This is a genomic window from Variovorax sp. GW821-FHT10D07 (assembly GCF_059415325.1).
Map to the genome: position 1 here is coordinate 107,583 of NZ_JBWKMZ010000020.1, position 16,932 is coordinate 124,514.

Consider the following 16,932-nt stretch of genomic DNA (forward strand, 5'->3'; position numbering starts at 1 on the left):
TCGAACGAATCCGTAATCGATTTGCCAATGGCATGGCCGGCGGCGAAGGGATTCGTTCGTCTTCTTTCTTTGAATTGAATTGGAGTCATGCATAACTCCAAATGAATGCTCTCAATAAAATAGTTTGACTGTTATTTATCGTTCTGCACTTCTACAGTTTGAACATGCCGGCAAGTCATTCAATTCACCGCACGGCAGTCATTCGAAAGGAGCAGACCATGCAGAACCTCACGCCCGTTCAATACTGGCTCGATGAAACCGAACGCAATGCCTACAACGCCGCCTTCTACGAATTGGGGCTGCGCTGGCACTGGGACCGTCAAACTTATTGCGACCTGATGGGCACGGCGCAGGAACCCGAAAAGCGCATTGGCCATTATCTCGAGGCGAATCATCCGCATCTGCTGCGCGCCTACGACGCGGCATTCCTGGCCGATGCGATCGAACAGAAGAAGGAAGCCTACAAGCGCCGCGAAGGCGAAGGTTCCGCGCCGCTGTCGAAGCGCCATTTCAATTGGGCCGAATGCCGCGGTGCCGAACTCGGCGCCTGAATTGCAATTGAACAATTAAACCGACGGCTGATTCGATGAACATCCACGAATACCAGGGCAAGGAAGTGCTGCGCCGCCATGGCGTGGCGACGCCGCGCGGTTTCGTCTGCCGCACGAGCGACGAGGCGGCCGACGCCGCGGCCCGGCTCGGCGGGCGTTCGTGGGTGGTGAAGGCGCAGATCCATGCGGGCGGCCGCGGCAAGGGCGGCGGGGTGAAACTGGCCTGGTCGGGCGCGGAGGTGCGCCGCCATGCGCAGGCGCTGCTCGGCATGACGCTGCGCACGCACCAGACGGGACCCGAGGGCCGGGTGGTGAGACAGTTGCTGGTCGAGGAGGGGGTGGAGATCGACCAGGAGTTCTACCTCGGCATGGTGGTCGACCGCGGTGCGCGGCGCGTGGCGCTGATGGCATCGAGCGAAGGCGGGATGGACATCGAGGAGGTGGCCGCGCGCTCGCCCGAGAAGATCCACACGCTGTTCATCGACCCCGAGACGGGGATCAAGGCGACCGAGGCCGATGCGCTCGCACGCTCGATCGGGCTCGCGGGCCGCGACGTGGTGCAGGCGCGCGAGTTCATGCAGAAGCTCTACCAGGCCTTCGATGCGAGCGACGCTTCGCTGGCCGAGATCAACCCGCTGGTGCGCACGCGCGACGGTCGGTTGATGGCGCTCGACGCCAAGCTCAGCTTCGATCCGAACGCGCTGTTCCGCCAGCCCGAGATCGCAGCGATGCGCGACCTCGACGAGGAGGATCCGACGGAGATCGAAGCCTCGAAGTTCGACCTGTCGTACATCTCGCTCGACGGCGACATCGGTTGCCTGGTGAACGGCGCGGGCCTCGCGATGGCGACGATGGACGCGATCAAGCTCTATGGTGGATCGCCGGCCAATTTCCTCGACGTGGGCGGCGGCGCGAGCGTGGAGAAGGTCACTGCGGCCTTCCAGCTGATGCTGCGCAATCCGCGGCTGAAGGCGGTGCTGGTCAACATCTTCGGCGGCATCATGCGCTGCGACGTGATCGCCCACGGCATCGTCGCAGCGGCACGCGAAACGGCCCTGTCGGTGCCGCTGGTGGTGCGCATGAAGGGCACGAACGAGGACCTGGGGCGGACCATCCTCGCGCAGTCGGAGCTTCAGATCATCGGGGCCGAGGATATCGGCGAGGCGGCTCGGCAGGCGGTTGTCGTGGCTCGGGTTCCTAAGGGGCAGCGATGAATTGCTGCTGCTTTTTTCAACGGGCTTTTTGTCGTTCGTTGCGGGCTCGCGCCGACGGGGTACTCCCCTCCGCGAATGTCCCCCGCCCTTCGGGCTCCTCCTTTATTTCGCTGCGGGGAGCACCCCATCGGCGCGCGCCAGACGCGCTGCGCTTGATCGGCCGGCACGACCCGAGCGCCTCCGTGCACAGGGCAGTGGGTGCTTCCCGCAGCGAAATAAAGGAGGAGCCGAAGGCGGGGGACATTCGCGGAGGGAAGTACCCGCTGTCCTGTGCACGCGCCCCCAACGCATCGAGAACGTACCCAACAGAGCGGTAAAGGAACAACAAGATGTCGATCCTCATCAACCGCCACACCCGCGTCATCACGCAGGGCATCACCGGCAAGACCGCCCAGTTCCACACCCAGGCCTGCCTCGAGTACGGCCACGGTCGCCACTGCTTCGTCGCCGGCGTCAATCCCATGAAGGCCGGCCAGGCCATGGCCGGCATTCCCATCTACGGCACCGTCAAGGAAGCCAAGGCCCGCACAGGCGCCACCGTGTCGGTCATCTACGTGCCCCCGGCCTTCGCCGCCGCCGCCATCGATGAAGCGGTGGATGCCGAGCTCGACCTCGTGATCTGCATCACCGAGGGCATTCCGGTGCGCGACATGATCCGTACCCGCCGCCGCATGGAAGGGCGCAAGACCCTGCTGCTCGGGCCCAACTGTCCCGGCCTCATCGTGCCCGACGAGATCAAGATCGGCATCATGCCGGGCCACATCCACCAGCGCGGCCGCATCGGCGTGGTCTCGCGCTCGGGCACGCTGACCTACGAGGCCGCGAGCCAGCTCGGGCGCTTCGGCATTGGCCAGTCGACGGTGGTCGGCATCGGCGGCGATCCGGTCGGCGGGCTGCGGCACATCGACGTGCTGAAGATGTTCAACGACGACCCGCGCACCGACGCCGTCATCATGGTCGGCGAGATCGGCGGCGATGCCGAGGAAGAGTGCGCGCGCTGGATCCATGCCCACATGCGCAAGCCCGTGGTCGGCTTCATCGCTGGCGCCAGCGCGCCGCCCGGCAAGCGCATGGGCCATGCGGGCGCCATCATTTCCGGCGGCAAGGGCACGGCGCAGGAGAAGCTCGCCGTCATGAAGGCCTGCGGCATCCACGTGACCGACAACCCGGCCGAGATGGGGAAGCTGCTGGCCTCGCTGGTCGTCCCCGACTACCTGCCGTTCGACTAGGCCTCGCACCCGCGCAGCGCCTGTCGACCCACCCGCATTCACAGCATCAAAAGAAAGCACAACATGCCACAACGTTGGGTCCGTTTCGAACACGCCGGAGAAGCCGCCTTCGGCACCCTGGAGGACGACGCCGTGCGCGAGTACCGCGGCGACATGTACGGCACGCCCGAGCCCACCGGCCGCGTGTTCGCGCTGGCCGGCCTGCGCCTGCTGTCGCCGAGCGAGCCGACCAAGGTCATCGCGCTGTGGAACAACTTCCACGCGCTCGGCGAGAAGCTCAAGCTCGCCGTGCCCGAGGAGCCGTTGTACCTGCTGAAGGCACCGAACTCCTTCTCGGCGCACGAGGCGCCGATCCGCAAGCCGCTGTGCGACGGCAAGGTCGTGTTCGAGGGAGAGCTTGGCATCGTCATCGGCAAGACCGCCACCGCCGTCTCCGAGGAGCGCGCGCTCGAGCACGTGTTCGGCTACACCTGCGCCAACGACGTCACCGTGGCCGACATCCTCAACCGCGACGCCTCGTTCGCGCAGTGGGTGCGCGCCAAGGGCTTCGACACCTTCTGCCCCATGGGCCCGGCCATCGCCACCGGCCTCGATCCCGCCACGCTGGTGGTGCGCACCGTATTGAACGGCGAGGAGCGGCAGAACTATCCGATCAGCGACATGCGCTTTTCCGTGCAGCGGCTGGTCAGCCTCATCTCGCAGGACATGAGCCTGCATCCCGGCGACGTGATCCTGTGCGGCACGTCCGTGGGCGTGGGCTCGATGAAGCCCGGCAGCCTGGTCGAGGTGGAGATCGACGGCATTGGCCGCCTCTCCAACCGCTTCGGCTGACAAAACGTGAATAAACCTGCTGCGCGCCCCGATCTCGCACCTGCGGTCCTCACCGTACAGAGTACGGCTCCGGTCCTCGGCGCGACCTCGGGGCGCTCGCTACGGTTTCTTCACATCTTGTGACGCGAAGAATTTCAACTCTTGGGGATCGACATGAAGATAGCAATCATCGGCGCGGGGGCCATCGGCGGCCTGGTGGGCGCCAAACTCGCGCTGGCCGGGGAGGACGTGACCTTCATCGTGCGCGGCGCCAACCTCCAGGCCATCGGCGCCAACGGCATCAAGCTGGTGTCGGCCGAGGGCGAGGAGCAGGTGGCGCGCAACGTGCGGGCCACCGACCGCTACGACGAGGCGGGGCCGCAGGACCTCGTGATCCTCGCGATGAAGGCGCACCAGGTCGAGGCCGTGGCCGACGACGTGGCCAAGCTCTTCGGGCCCGAGACCGCCGTCGTGACCATGCAGAACGGCATTCCCTACTGGTACTTCCAGAAGCACGGCGGCGTGCTCGAGGGCACCACCGTGCGCAGCGTCGACCCGGAAGGCGTGCTCAACGCCAAGATCCCGCCGCGGCGCGTGATCGGCTGCGTGGTCTATCCGGCCTCCGAGCTGATCGCGCCCGGCGTCATCAAGCACATCGAGGGCGACCGCTTCCCGGTCGGCGAGCTCGACGGCGCGACCACCGAGCGCGTCGAGCGCATCGCGGCCTGCTTCGCCAACGCGGGCTTCAAGGCGCCGGTGCTCGACAACATCCGCGCCGAGATCTGGCTCAAGCTCTGGGGCAACCTGACCTTCAACCCGATCAGCAGCCTCTCGCACTCGACCCTGGTCGACATCTGCCAGTACCCGCCCTCGCGCGAACTGGCGGCCGCGATGATGCGCGAGGCCCAGGCCGTGGCGCACAAGCTCGGCATCGAGTTCCGCGTCACGCTCGAGAAGCGCATCGCGGGCGCCGAGAAGGTCGGCAAGCACAAGACCTCGATGCTGCAGGACGTGGAAGCCGGCCGCGCGCCCGAGATCGACGCGCTGGTCGGCGCGGTGGTCGAGCTCGCGCGGCTCACCGAGACCTCGACCCCGCACATCGACACCGTGTATTCGCTCGTGAAGCTGCTCGCGCGGACCATGGAAGAACAGCGCGGCCAGGTCCGGCTGCGCGAACTCGCCTGAGGACACCGACACCATGCGACGCCTTCGCAGCGCCAAGATCGTGGCCACGCTCGGTCCCGCCACTTCCGACGAGCCCGCGATCCGCGCGCTGTTCGAGCGTGGCGTGGACGTGTTCCGCCTCAACTTCAGCCACGGCACGCAGCACGACCATGCGCGCCGCCTCGAGACCATCCGCCGGCTCGAGAAGGAATTCGGCCGGCCGATCGGCGTGCTGCTCGACCTGCAGGGGCCGAAGCTGCGCCTGGGCACCTTCGAGGGCGGCCGCGCGCAGCTCGAGGCGGGCGCGCGCTTCCGGCTCGACATGGACCGCGCGAGCGGCAACGGCCGCCGCGCGCCGCTGCCGCATCCCGAGATCTTCGCCGCGCTGCAGGAGGGCACCGAGCTGCTGCTCGACGACGGCAAGCTGCGGCTGCGCGTCGACCGCCACGGCGCCGACTTCGCCGAAACCACCGTGCTGGTAGGCGGGCCGATCTCCGACCGCAAGGGCGTCAACGTGCCCAGCGTGCTGCTGCCGATCTCGCCGCTGACGCCGAAGGACCGCGACGACCTCGACGTCGGCCTCGCGATGGGCGTGGACTGGGTGGCGCTCTCGTTCGTGCAGCGGCCCGAGGACATCGACGAGGCGCGCGAGATCATCGGCACGCGCGCGGCCATCATGGCCAAGCTCGAGAAGCCCGCGGCCATCGAGCACCTCGACGCCATCGTCGATCGCTGCGACGGCATCATGGTCGCGCGCGGCGACCTCGGCGTCGAGCTGCCGCCCGAGCGCGTGCCCGAGCTGCAGCGCCAGATCGTGCGTGCCTGCCGGCTGCGCGGCAAGCCGGTGGTGGTGGCCACGCAGATGCTCGAGTCGATGATCGCCGCGCCGGTGCCCACGCGCGCCGAGGTGTCGGACGTGGCGACCGCCGTTTACGACGGCGTCGACGCGGTGATGCTCTCGGCCGAGTCGGCCTCGGGCAAGTACCCGCTCGAGGCGGTGGCGATGATGGACCGCATCGTCGCGCGCGTGGAGGCCGATCCCTCGTACCGCACCGGCATCGACGCCACGCACGAGAGCGCGCAGTCGACCACGGCCGACGCGGTCTGCACCTCGATGCGCCAGGTGGCCGCGCTGCTCGCGCCGGCCGCCACCGTGACCTACACCTCCTCGGGCTTCACCAGCCTGCGCGCGGCGCGCGAGCGGCCCGCGGTGCCGATCCTGAGCCTCACGCCCGACATCGCGACCGCGCGCCGCATGGCCATGGTGTGGGGCGTGCATGCGGTGCTGGTGGACGACGTGCACGACGTGGGCGAGATGATCGAGTGCGCCTGCCGCACCGCGCATGCCGAGGGCTTCGCGCAGCCCGGCCAGAAGGTGGTGGTGGTGGCGGGCCTGCCCTTCGGCCAGTCGGGCACGACCAACCTGCTGCACGTCGCGCGTATTCCAAACCATTCCTGATCGCGAATACTTGACCGCGGTCATGCGGCGCGCGCGCCGCCGGCCATAGCATGGGACTTCCGAACGAAGCAGTTCTCCAGGAATCCCCATGAAGCACGCGACCCTGCGCCAGTTGAAGGTCTTCGAGGCGGTGGCGCGGCTCTTGAGTTTCTCGCGCGCGGCCGAGGAGCTGCACCTCACGCAGCCCGCGGTGTCGACGCAGGTGCGCAAGCTCGAGGACCACGCCGGCAACACGCTGTTCGAGCAGTTCGGCAAGAAGGTCTATCTCACTGCCGCGGGCACCGAGTTGCTGCAGCTCAGCCGCGCGATCATCCAGCAGTTCGAGGCGGCCGAGAACGCGATGCTGCAGTTCAAGGGCATCTCGGGCGGCAAGCTCAACGTGGGCGTGATCAGCGCGGGCGACTACTTCTTTCCGCGCCTGCTGGTGGAGTTCGCGGGCCGGCATCGCGGCGTGACCCTGAACTTCACGGTGCACAACCGCGAGGGCCTGCTCACGCACATCGCCGAGAACCTCACCGACCTCGCGATCATGGTGCGCCCGCCCACCGACCTCGACACGCTGAACCAGCCGTTCGCGCCGCATCCCTACGTGATCATCGCGGCGCCCACGCATCCGCTGGTGGGCGTGAAGGGCGTGCCGCTCAAGCGGCTGATCCGCGAGCCCTTCGTGGTGCGCGAGCGCGCGTCCGACACCTGGCATTCGATGGAGGAGGGCTTCGGCGCCGCGCTGTCCGAGATCAACATCGCGATGGAGATCCGCAGCACCGAGACCATCAAGCAGGCGGTGATCGCGGGCATGGGCGTGAGCTTCGTGTCGGCCCACACCATCAGCCAGGAGCTGCGCGCGGGCAGCGTGCGGGTGCTCGACGTGCAGGGCTTTCCGCTGATGCTCAACTGGTACGTGGTGCACCGCCGCGGCAAGCGGCTGCCGCCGGTGGCGCAGGCCTTCAAGGACTTCCTGCTGAACGACGGCACCGCGCTGATCTCGCAGATCGTGCCCTTCGATCCGGCGATCTGAAGGCGAAAAAAAAGAGCGCTCGCGGCGCTCTCTCTTCGGGGTGGAGCCTCGAGGGCTCCGGCTCTCAACGCTGTTGCAGCGCGGCGCGCACGGCCTTGGCGAAGATCACGATCGGCAGCGCGGCGATCAGGTCGCGCAGCACGCCGTTCGAGGCGAAGGAGGGGGCCTTGAGGGCGGTGGAATTCAGTGCGGTGTTGTTCATGGATGTGCTCCGAATGCGGGTGGGTGGGAATGCGAACCTCCGAATTATAGGGTTTACCCTGGATTAGGGCAAACCACGAGTGACATGTCCTTTTCGCGAGCAGGGCGCGCCGAAGCACTCCAGAGTGGGCTGCGATGCGGTCGACGCGATCGCGAGGGACCTGCCGAAGACGCCACCGACTTGCATCAAGCCGCGCCTCGCGTCGCGCGACCCGTGCGCCGTCGCCAGCGTTCTCATCGCACGCTAAGACGACCATGCTAGGGAATCCACGGGGGTCCGCGGCCGGGTCCCTTCGAGGGAACTTGACGAGGGTCAAGAGTTTTTGGGTCGCTGCACCCGACAGTCATCCGCACGCAGGAGGCTGCGGGTCGACGGTGTCGCGAAGCGGGGCCGACGGGACCGGAGGATCAGCCGAAGCGTGTCGATTGCGTGATGCGACGCCGTACTTGTTCGCATCTCTGCTTCGGGGACCGGTGACTCGGAACGAAACCGGCGGCGCCTCGATGCGATCCGCCGGACTTCAACTCAAACACAAAGATGAAGGACATTCAATGACTCGGCAAACGACCACGATCGCGGGTGCGAACCCCGCGATCTATTCCCCCTCGGGACACTCTGGCGCCGCGGCGGCGCAGCGCTCGCACAGTTACCGATGGGGGCAGCTCCTGATCGGCATCGTGTGCATGGCGATGATCGCCAACCTCCAATACGGCTGGACCCTGTTCGTCAACCCGATCGCGGAGAAGCACGGCTGGAGCCGCGCCGCGATCCAGGTGGCCTTCACCATCTTCGTGCTCACCGAGACCTGGCTGGTGCCGATCGAGGGCTACCTCGTCGACCGCTTCGGCCCGCGTCCCGTGGTGCTGGTGGGCGGCGTGCTCTGCGGCATCGGCTGGGTGATCAACTCCTTCGCGGCCTCGCTGCCCGTGCTCTACATCGCGGCGGCCATCGGTGGCATCGGCGCGGGCGCGGTCTACGGCACCTGCGTGGGCAATGCGCTCAAGTGGTTCCCCGACCGGCGCGGTCTCGCGGCGGGCCTGACCGCGGCCGGCTTCGGCGCGGGCTCGGCGCTCACCATCATCCCGATCTCGGCCATGATCAAGAACAGCGGCTACGAGGCCGCCTTCCTGTATTTTGGGATCGGGCAGGGACTGATCGTGTTCCTGCTCGCCTGGATGCTGACGCGCGCGCCCGAGCATTCGAAGGCCGTGAACACCCGCAACGTGCAGCAGTCGCGGCGCGACTACGCGCCCTCCGAGGTGCTGCGCTCGCCCGTGTTCTGGGTGATGTACGCGATGTTCGTGATGGTGGCCGCCGGCGGCCTGATGGCGACCGCGCAGCTCGCGCCGATCGCCAAGGACTTCAAGATCATCGACGTGCCGGTGAACATCATGGGCCTGGTGCTGCCCGCGCTGACCTTCGCGCTGGCGATCGACCGCGTGCTCAACGGCCTGACGCGCCCGTTCTTCGGCTGGGTGTCGGACAAGATCGGCCGCGAGCAGACCATGTTCATCGCCTTCGCGATCGAGGCGGTCGGCATCCTGATGCTCTACAAGTACGGCCACAACCCGCTGCTGTTCGTGGTGCTGACCGGCATGGTGTTCTTCGCCTGGGGCGAGATCTACAGCCTGTTCCCCTCGACCTGCGCCGACACCTTCGGCGGCAAGTACGCGGCCTCGAACGCGGGCATGCTCTACACCGCCAAGGGCACGGCCTCGCTGCTGGTGCCGCTGTCGAGCGTGCTGGCCGCGAGCACCGGCAGCTGGGAGGCGGTGTTCTTCGTCGCGAGCGGCGTCAATGCCGTTGCCGCGCTGATGGCCTGGTTCGTCTTGCGGCCCATGCGCCGCAAACACATCGAACGCAGCGAACTCCCGCACTGAGCGCCGGCGGGTCGCGAGCCGCTACCATCGACGCCTTTGTCCAGGAGAACGGCGTGACCCTCTACAGACTCGACGAACATGAACCGTCCATCGACGCCAGCGCGCGCGTGGCGGACACGGCGAGCGTGATCGGTCAGGTCGTGCTCGGCGCGCGCAGCAGCATCGGGCCGCGCTGCGTGCTGCGCGGCGACAACGAACCCATCACGGTGGGCGCGGGCAGCCACCTCGAGGACGGCGTGATGCTGCATGCCGACCCGGGCTTCCCGATGACCATCGGGGCCGACGTGACGGTCGAGCGGCATGTGATGCTGCATGGCTGCACCATCGGCGACGGCTCGGTGGTCGGCGAGGACACCGTGGCGCTCAACGGCGCGGTGGTGGGCCGCGAATGCATCGTCGCCACCGGCGCGCTGCTGACCGAGGGCAAGATCTTTCCCGACCGCTCGCTGATCTCGGGCCGCCCGGCCAAGGTCACAGGCCAGGTCGACGATGCCGAGGCCGCGCGCCTCGTGCAGCGCGCGCGCGAACTGGCCGCGCGCTGATCCGCGCGGGGCCGCCGGCGCGAACGGCCCCGCGTTCTTCTCGTTCCGTTTCAACGTGTCGCGACGGATTCGCGCGCGGAATACCTCGGTGTTGCGAACGGTTCGCACGCCTCCCCGCGAGGCCCCCGGATATTCCGGCCGCGGCCCAGCGAAAGAGTCCTTTTCACAGGGCTCGCTCGCATTGACACCACCCCTGTTTCGATGGAAATTGACCTGCGTCAAGGTCATCCGCGCGCGATTCATCGACAGTGAATCCCGAGGCAGATGACCGCGCGCGGCTTCCGGTCCCCGCACAGGGAGGCGAGCGCGAATTGACGCCACGATGACAACGGATCCGCCGGCAGGCAGACAGCGGCGGACCGGCAACGGCACCAGATCGGACGGGACCATGACAACAGAAGCGCTGAACGCGTACGCAGCACCGCACCTGGCCGCACCCGCGGCATGCGTGGAGGCCGGCCAATGAGCGAGGCCCCGCGACTTTCCGCGGCCGACGAACTGGCCGAGGTGCGCCGCGTGCTCGCCGCGCATGAGGACGAACAGGGCGCGCTGCTGCCGATCCTGCACGAGGTGCAGGACACGCTGGGCTACGTGCCCTCGCATGCGGTGCAGACCATCGCCGACGCGCAGAACCTCTCGCGCGCCGAGGTGCATGGCGTGATCACCTACTACCACCACTTCCGCGCCGAGCCGCCGGGCCGGCACGTGATCCAGATCTGCCGCGCCGAGGCCTGCCAATCGATGGGCGCCGATGCGCTGCTCGCGCATGCCGAGAAGCACCTGGGCTGCGCGGTGCACGGCACCACGAAGGACGGCGCCTTCACGCTCGAGCCGGCGTTCTGCCTCGGCCTGTGCGCCTCGTCGCCCGCGATGACGCTGGACGACGAGCCGCATGCGCGCGTCACGCCGCATCGCTTCGAGACCCTGGTCGCACAGGCGGGAGATTGCGCATGAACGCCGCCGTGAAGATCTACGTGCCGCGCGATTCCGCGGCGCTCGCGGTCGGCGCCAACGCCGTGGCCCAGCGCATCGCGCAGGAAGCCGCCGCGCGCGGCCTCGCGATCGAGCTGGTGCGCAACGGCTCGCGCGGCATGCTGTGGCTCGAGCCGTTGGTCGAGGTCGAGACGCCCGCGGGCCGCATGGCCTACGGCCCGGTCACGGTCGACGAGGTGCCGGCGCTGTTCGATGCCGGGCTGGGCACGGGCGCGCGCTCGCATCCGCTGTCGCTCGGTCCCACCGACGAGATTCCCTACCTCAAGAAGCAGGAGCGCCTGACCTTCGCGCGCGTCGGCATCACCGACCCCGTGTCGCTGACCGACTACCAGGCGCACGAGGGTTACGCGGGCCTGCGCGCCGCGCTCGCGATGGCGCCGGCCGACATCGTGCAGCAGGTGCTCGACTCGGGCCTGCGCGGCCGCGGCGGCGCGGCCTTCCCGGCCGGCATCAAGTGGAAGACGGTGCTCAACACGCCGTCGGAGCAGAAGTACATCGTCTGCAATGCCGACGAGGGCGACTCGGGCACCTTCTCCGACCGCATGACGATGGAGGGCGACCCCTTCGTGCTGATCGAGGGCATGACCATCGCGGGCATCGCCACCGGCGCGACGCAGGGCTACATCTACGTGCGCTCCGAATACCCGCACGCGATCGCCGCGCTCAACGAGGCGATCCGCCATGCCGAGGCCGCGGGCTTCCTCGGCGACAACGTGCTGCGCTCGGGCAAGCGCTTTCGGCTCGCGGTGCGCAAGGGCGCCGGCTCCTACGTCTGCGGCGAGGAGACGGCGCTGCTCGAGAGCCTCGAGGGCAAGCGCGGCATCGTGCGCGCCAAGCCGCCGCTGCCGGCCATCGAGGGCCTGTTCGGCCAGCCCACGCTGATCAACAACGTGATCACGCTGGCCAGCGTGCCGATCATCCTGGCGCGCGGCGCCACCTTCTACCGCGACTACGGCGTGGGCCGCTCGCGCGGCACACTGCCGATGCAGCTGGCCGGCAACATCAAGCACGGCGGGCTGGTCGAGAAGGCCTTCGGCGTGACCCTGCGCGAACTGCTCTACGACTACGGCGGCGGCTCGGCCTCGGGCCGGCCGATCAAGGCGGTGCAGGTCGGCGGCCCGCTGGGCGCCTACCTGCCCGAGTCGCAGTGGGACCTGCCGCTGGACTACGAGGCCTACGCGGCCGTCGGCGGCACGGTGGGCCACGGCGGCATCGTGGTGCACGACGACACGGCCAACCTGTCGAAGCTGGCGCGCTACGCGATGGAGTTCTGCGCGCTCGAGTCGTGCGGCAAGTGCACGCCCTGCCGCATCGGCTCGACGCGCGGCGTCGAGGTCATCGACAAGATCCGCGGCAACCAGAACCGGCCGCAGCAGGTGATCCTGCTGCGCGACCTGTGCAACACCATGGTCCATGGCTCGCTGTGCGCGATGGGCGGCATGACGCCGTTCCCGGTGCTCTCCGCGCTCGACCACTTCCCGCAGGACTTCGGCATCGAGGCACCCGACCGCAAGGCCGCCTGAGCCCCCAGAGAAAGCAAAGACATGTTGAACCATCTCAAGGAAACCGACTACGGCACGCCCAAGCGCGAATCCGAGCGCGAGGTCACGCTGGAGATCGACGGCACCGAGGTCACCGTGCCGGCCGGCACCTCGCTGATGCGCGCGGCCGTCGACGCCGGCATCCAGGTGCCCAAGCTGTGCGCCACCGACAGCCTCGAGCCCTTCGGTTCGTGCCGGCTGTGCCTGGTCGAGATCGAGGGCCGCCGCGGCTTCCCGGCCTCGTGCACCACGCCGGCCGAGGCCGGCATGAAGGTGCGCACGCAGACGCCGAAGCTGCAGGACCTGCGCAAGGGCGTGATGGAGCTCTACATCTCCGACCATCCGCTCGACTGCCTGACCTGCTCGGCCAACGGCAACTGCGAGCTGCAGGACATGGCGGGCGTGACCGGCCTGCGCAACGTGCGCTACGGCTTCGACGGCGCCAACCACATCAAGAGCGAGAAGGACGAGTCGAACCCGTACTTCACCTACGACCCCTCCAAGTGCATCGTGTGCAACCGCTGCGTGCGCGCCTGCGAGGAAACCCAGGGCACCTTCGCGCTGACCATCAGCGGCCGCGGCTTCGAGTCGCGCGTGTCGCCGGGCCAGGACCAGCCCTTCATGGAGTCGGAGTGCGTGAGCTGCGGCGCCTGCGTCGAGGCCTGCCCCACCGCCACCCTGCAGGAGAAGTCGGTGATCTGGCTCGGCCAGCCCGAGCACAGCGTGATCACCACCTGCGCCTACTGCGGCGTGGGCTGCGCCTTCAAGGCCGAGATGAAGGGCAACGAGGTGGTGCGCATGGTGCCGTGGAAGGACGGCAAGGCCAACGACGGCCACTCCTGCGTCAAGGGCCGCTTCGCCTGGGGCTATGCCTCGCACCAGGACCGCATGCTCAAGCCCATGATCCGCCAGAAGATCACCGACCCGTGGCAGGAAGTGAGCTGGGACGAGGCCATCAACTACGCGGCCGGCGAGTTCAAGCGCCTGCAGGAGAAGTACGGCCGCAATGCCATCGGCGGCATCACCTCCTCGCGCTGCACCAACGAGGAAACCTACCTGGTGCAGAAGCTGGTGCGCGCGGGCTTCGGCAATAACAACGTCGACACCTGCGCCCGCGTGTGCCATTCGCCCACGGGCTACGGCCTGAAGCAGACGCTGGGCGAATCGGCCGGCACGCAGACCTTCCAGTCGGTCGAGAAGTCCGACGTGATCATGGTCATCGGCGCCAACCCGACCGACGGCCACCCGGTGTTCGCCTCGCGCATGAAGAAGCGGCTGCGCCAGGGCGCGAAGCTGATCGTGGTCGACCCGCGCCGCATCGACATCGTGAAGTCGCCGCACATCCGCGCCGCGCATCACCTGCAGCTGCGCCCCGGCACCAACGTGGCGGTGGTCACGGCGCTCGCGCACGTGATCGTCACCGAAGGCCTGATGGCCGACGCGTTCGTGGCCGAGCGCTGCGACACCGCCTCGTTCGCCGAATGGAAGGCCTACGTCGAGCGCCCCGAGCAGTCGCCCGAGGCCACGGAAGCCTTCACCGGCGTGCCGGCCGCCGAGATGCGCGCCGCCGCGCGGCTGTTCGCCACCGCCGGCAACGGCGCCATCTACTACGGCCTGGGCGTGACCGAGCACAGCCAGGGCTCGACCACCGTGATGGGCATCGCCAACCTCGCGATGGTCACCGGCAACGTGGGCCGCGAGGGCGTGGGCGTGAACCCGCTGCGCGGCCAGAACAACGTGCAGGGTTCGTGCGACATGGGCTCGTTCCCGCACGAGCTGCCGGGCTACCGCCATGTGTCGGACAGCACCACGCGCGGTTCCTTCGAGGCCGCCTGGGGCGTGCAGCTCGATCCCGAGCCGGGCCTGCGCATTCCCAACATGTTCGACGCCGCGATCGGCGGCAGCTTCAAGGGCCTGTACTGCGAGGGCGAGGACATCGTGCAGTCCGACCCCAACACCCAGCACGTGGCCGCCGCCATGATGGCGATGGAATGCGTGGTGGTGCAGGACATCTTCCTCAACGAGACCGCCAAGTACGCGCACGTGTTCCTGCCGGGTTCCTCGTTCCTCGAGAAGGACGGCACCTTCACCAACGCCGAGCGCCGCATCTCGCGCGTGCGCAAGGTGATGCCGCCGAAGGCCGGCCTGGCCGACTGGGAGGTCACGGTGAAGCTGGCGAACGCGCTCGGCTATCCGATGAGCTACAAGAACCCCGAGGCGATCATGGACGAGATCGCCGCGCTGACGCCGAGCTTCCATGGCGTGAGCTACAAGCGCATCGACGAGCTCGGCAGCATCCAGTGGCCCTGCAATGACGCGGCGCCCGAGGGCACGCCGACCATGCACATCGACAAGTTCGTGCGCGGCAAGGGGCGCTTCATCGTCACGCAGTACGTGCCGACCGACGAGAAGGTCACGCGCCGCTTCCCGCTGCTGCTGACCACCGGGCGCATCCTGTCGCAGTACAACGTGGGCGCGCAGACGCGGCGCACCGACAACAACATGTGGCACGGCGAGGACCGGCTCGAGCTGCATCCGCACGACGCCGAAGAACGCGGCGTGAAGGACGGCGACTGGGTCGGCATCCAGAGCCGCGCGGGCGAGACGGTGCTGCGCGCGACGGTGTCCGAGCGCATGCAGCCGGGCGTGGTCTACACCACCTTCCACTTCCCCGAGTCGGGCGCCAACGTGATCACCACCGACAACTCCGACTGGGCCACCAACTGCCCCGAGTACAAGGTGACGGCGGTGCAGGTGATGCCGGTGATGCAGCCCTCGGCCTGGCAGCAGGAGTACAGCCGCTTCAACCGGGTGCAGAACGAGCTGCTCAGCGCGGCCTCGGCGCCCGCGCCGTCGAACGAAACGGTGCCGGCCAAGTAGGGCACGAGGGCGCAGCGCCATGAACATCGCCACCCTGCCGCTCGCGAGCGCCGACACGGCCGCCTTCTGCGAAGGCGCGCGGCTGCTGCCGGTGCGCGGCGTGCGCGGCGGCCAGCCGTTCGCGGTGCAGGACTGGGTGGCCGAGGAAGTGCCGGTGGCGCTCGAATACAACGGCATCTCGCACGCGGTGATGCTGGCCACGCCGCTCGACCTGGAAGACTTCGCGCTCGGCTTCTCGCTGAGCGAGGGCATCCTCGAGGCGGCGCACGAGCTCTACGGCAGCGAGGTCGAGAGCGCCGAGCGCGGCATCACGGTGCGGCTCGAGGTCTCGGCGGCCGCGTTCGCGCGCCTCAAGCAGCGGCGCCGCTCGCTGGCCGGACGCACCGGCTGCGGCCTGTGCGGCACCGAGAGCCTGGCGCAGGTGGCGCGCGAGCTGCCGGTGCTGGCCGCGGGGCCGTCGTTCGAGCGCGCCGCGATCGGCCGCGCGATGGCGCAGTTCCAGTCGCTGCAGACATTGCAGGAAGCCACGGGCGCGGTGCATGCCGCGGCCTGGTGCTCGGCCGACGGCGAGGTGGTGTGGCTGCGCGAGGACGTGGGCCGCCACAACGCGCTCGACAAGCTGGTGGGCGCGCTCGCGGCCAACGAGGTCGATGCCGCGGCGGGCTTCATCGCCGTGACCAGCCGCGCGAGTTTCGAGATGGTGCAGAAGGCCGCGATGGCCGGCGTCTCGCTGCTGGCGGCGGTGTCGGCGCCGACCTCGTTCGCGGTCGAGACCGCGCAGCGCGCCGGGCTCACGCTGGTGGGCTTCGCGCGGCGCGAGGACCTGGGGGTCTACAGCCACCCGCAGCGCCTGCCGGCCGACACGGTGCCGGCCGCGGCAGCCAACGGGCGTCGCCCGCATTGATGACGAACAACCTCACGACGACAACGAGCGGAGACACAGCGCATGCATGACCAGTCGGTGCAATTGATCAAGATGGCCAACCAGATCGGCACCTTCTTCGAGGCCCAGACCCCGTCGGATGCCGGGGCGGCCACGCAGGCCATCGCGGCGCACCTCAAGTCCTTCTGGGCACCGAGCATGCGGCTGGCGCTGGTGGAGAGCTTCGACCAGGGCAAGGCGCAGGCGATGCTGCCGATCGTGGCCACGGCCGTGCGCGACCACCGCGCCAAGCTTCTGCCCGACGGCGGGCACATGGTGGCCGAGGCGAAGCTGCTCTATCCGCAAGGCGGCGGCGACGCAGGCTGAGAAGGTGCGAATGAACCTGCTGCGCGCCCCGATCTCGCATCTGCGGTCCTCGCCGTACGTGAGTACGGCTCCGGTCCTCGACGCGACCTCGGGGCGCTCGCGACGGTTCCTTCACACCTTCTGAGAGGGTGTATTTGAAATAAACAATCACACGTTATCCTCGTCCCATACGCAATGCTGCAACGCAGGAGGTGACGAGT

Annotated in this window: 15 protein-coding genes; 14 read left to right on the top strand and 1 reads right to left on the bottom strand. The window is 68.3% G+C overall.

Features of this window, described 5'->3' with window-relative positions; genetic code table 11:
• The first annotated feature begins 218 nt into the window (after positions 1–218).
• The 7 genes from AC07PU_RS37745 to AC07PU_RS37775 all read left to right on the top strand — a co-directional run bounded on the left by AC07PU_RS37745 (position 219) and on the right by AC07PU_RS37775 (position 7,445).
• On the top strand, positions 219–551 hold the full coding sequence (locus AC07PU_RS37745) for an HAD family hydrolase (RefSeq protein ID WP_057590858.1): 333 nt from the start codon (positions 219–221) through the stop codon (positions 549–551).
• A 35-nt stretch (positions 552–586) separates the two neighbouring features.
• Positions 587–1,765: an ADP-forming succinate--CoA ligase subunit beta gene (sucC, locus tag AC07PU_RS37750; protein ID WP_093347809.1), complete on the top strand. Its 1,179-nt coding sequence runs from the start codon at positions 587–589 to the stop codon at positions 1,763–1,765.
• Between the two features lie 329 nt (positions 1,766–2,094).
• Positions 2,095–2,994, top strand: coding sequence for a succinate--CoA ligase subunit alpha (sucD, locus tag AC07PU_RS37755; RefSeq protein WP_495323081.1), 900 nt, complete (start codon positions 2,095–2,097; stop codon positions 2,992–2,994).
• A 63-nt stretch (positions 2,995–3,057) separates the two neighbouring features.
• Positions 3,058–3,825, top strand: a complete 768-nt coding sequence (locus AC07PU_RS37760) for a fumarylacetoacetate hydrolase family protein (RefSeq protein ID WP_057590861.1) — start codon at positions 3,058–3,060, stop codon at positions 3,823–3,825.
• A 153-nt stretch (positions 3,826–3,978) separates the two neighbouring features.
• Positions 3,979–4,989 carry a 2-dehydropantoate 2-reductase gene (locus tag AC07PU_RS37765; protein ID WP_495323082.1) on the top strand — a complete coding sequence of 337 codons (1,011 nt, stop codon included), beginning with the start codon at positions 3,979–3,981 and terminating at the stop codon, positions 4,987–4,989.
• A 13-nt stretch (positions 4,990–5,002) separates the two neighbouring features.
• Complete coding sequence (pyk, locus tag AC07PU_RS37770) at positions 5,003–6,427, top strand: pyruvate kinase (protein ID WP_495323083.1); 1,425 nt, start codon at positions 5,003–5,005, stop codon at positions 6,425–6,427.
• 88 nt (positions 6,428–6,515) lie between these two features.
• Positions 6,516–7,445, top strand: a complete 930-nt coding sequence (locus AC07PU_RS37775; protein WP_093347794.1) for a LysR family transcriptional regulator — start codon at positions 6,516–6,518, stop codon at positions 7,443–7,445.
• Positions 7,446–7,509: 64 nt separating this feature from the next.
• On the opposite strand, the gene AC07PU_RS37780 is transcribed toward AC07PU_RS37775, so the two are convergent.
• On the bottom strand, positions 7,510–7,647 hold the full coding sequence (locus AC07PU_RS37780; protein ID WP_172705325.1) for a hypothetical protein: 138 nt from the start codon (positions 7,645–7,647) through the stop codon (positions 7,510–7,512).
• A 551-nt stretch (positions 7,648–8,198) separates the two neighbouring features.
• Here AC07PU_RS37780 and oxlT point away from each other — a divergent pair.
• The 7 genes from oxlT (at position 8,199) to AC07PU_RS37815 (ending at position 16,732) form a co-directional block, all read left to right on the top strand.
• Positions 8,199–9,527 carry an oxalate/formate MFS antiporter gene (oxlT, locus tag AC07PU_RS37785; RefSeq protein ID WP_208513477.1) on the top strand — a complete coding sequence of 443 codons (1,329 nt, stop codon included), beginning with the start codon at positions 8,199–8,201 and terminating at the stop codon, positions 9,525–9,527.
• 53 nt (positions 9,528–9,580) lie between these two features.
• The gene (locus AC07PU_RS37790) at positions 9,581–10,069 is read left to right on the top strand and encodes a gamma carbonic anhydrase family protein (protein ID WP_495323085.1); all 489 of its coding nucleotides are present in this window, start codon (positions 9,581–9,583) and stop codon (positions 10,067–10,069) included.
• Between the two features lie 462 nt (positions 10,070–10,531).
• Positions 10,532–11,023, top strand: a complete 492-nt coding sequence (locus AC07PU_RS37795) for a formate dehydrogenase subunit gamma (protein WP_495323086.1) — start codon at positions 10,532–10,534, stop codon at positions 11,021–11,023.
• Positions 11,020–12,585, top strand: coding sequence for a formate dehydrogenase beta subunit (locus AC07PU_RS37800; RefSeq protein WP_495323087.1), 1,566 nt, complete (start codon positions 11,020–11,022; stop codon positions 12,583–12,585). The genes AC07PU_RS37795 and AC07PU_RS37800 overlap by 4 nt, the downstream gene beginning before the upstream one ends.
• A gap of 21 nt (positions 12,586–12,606) precedes the next feature.
• Positions 12,607–15,483, top strand: a complete 2,877-nt coding sequence (gene fdhF, locus AC07PU_RS37805; protein WP_296781797.1) for a formate dehydrogenase subunit alpha — start codon at positions 12,607–12,609, stop codon at positions 15,481–15,483.
• Between the two features lie 19 nt (positions 15,484–15,502).
• Positions 15,503–16,387, top strand: coding sequence for a formate dehydrogenase accessory sulfurtransferase FdhD (gene fdhD, locus AC07PU_RS37810; RefSeq protein WP_495323088.1), 885 nt, complete (start codon positions 15,503–15,505; stop codon positions 16,385–16,387).
• A gap of 42 nt (positions 16,388–16,429) precedes the next feature.
• Positions 16,430–16,732 carry a formate dehydrogenase subunit delta gene (locus AC07PU_RS37815; protein WP_093347774.1) on the top strand — a complete coding sequence of 101 codons (303 nt, stop codon included), beginning with the start codon at positions 16,430–16,432 and terminating at the stop codon, positions 16,730–16,732.
• Positions 16,733–16,932: the final 200 nt, after the last annotated feature.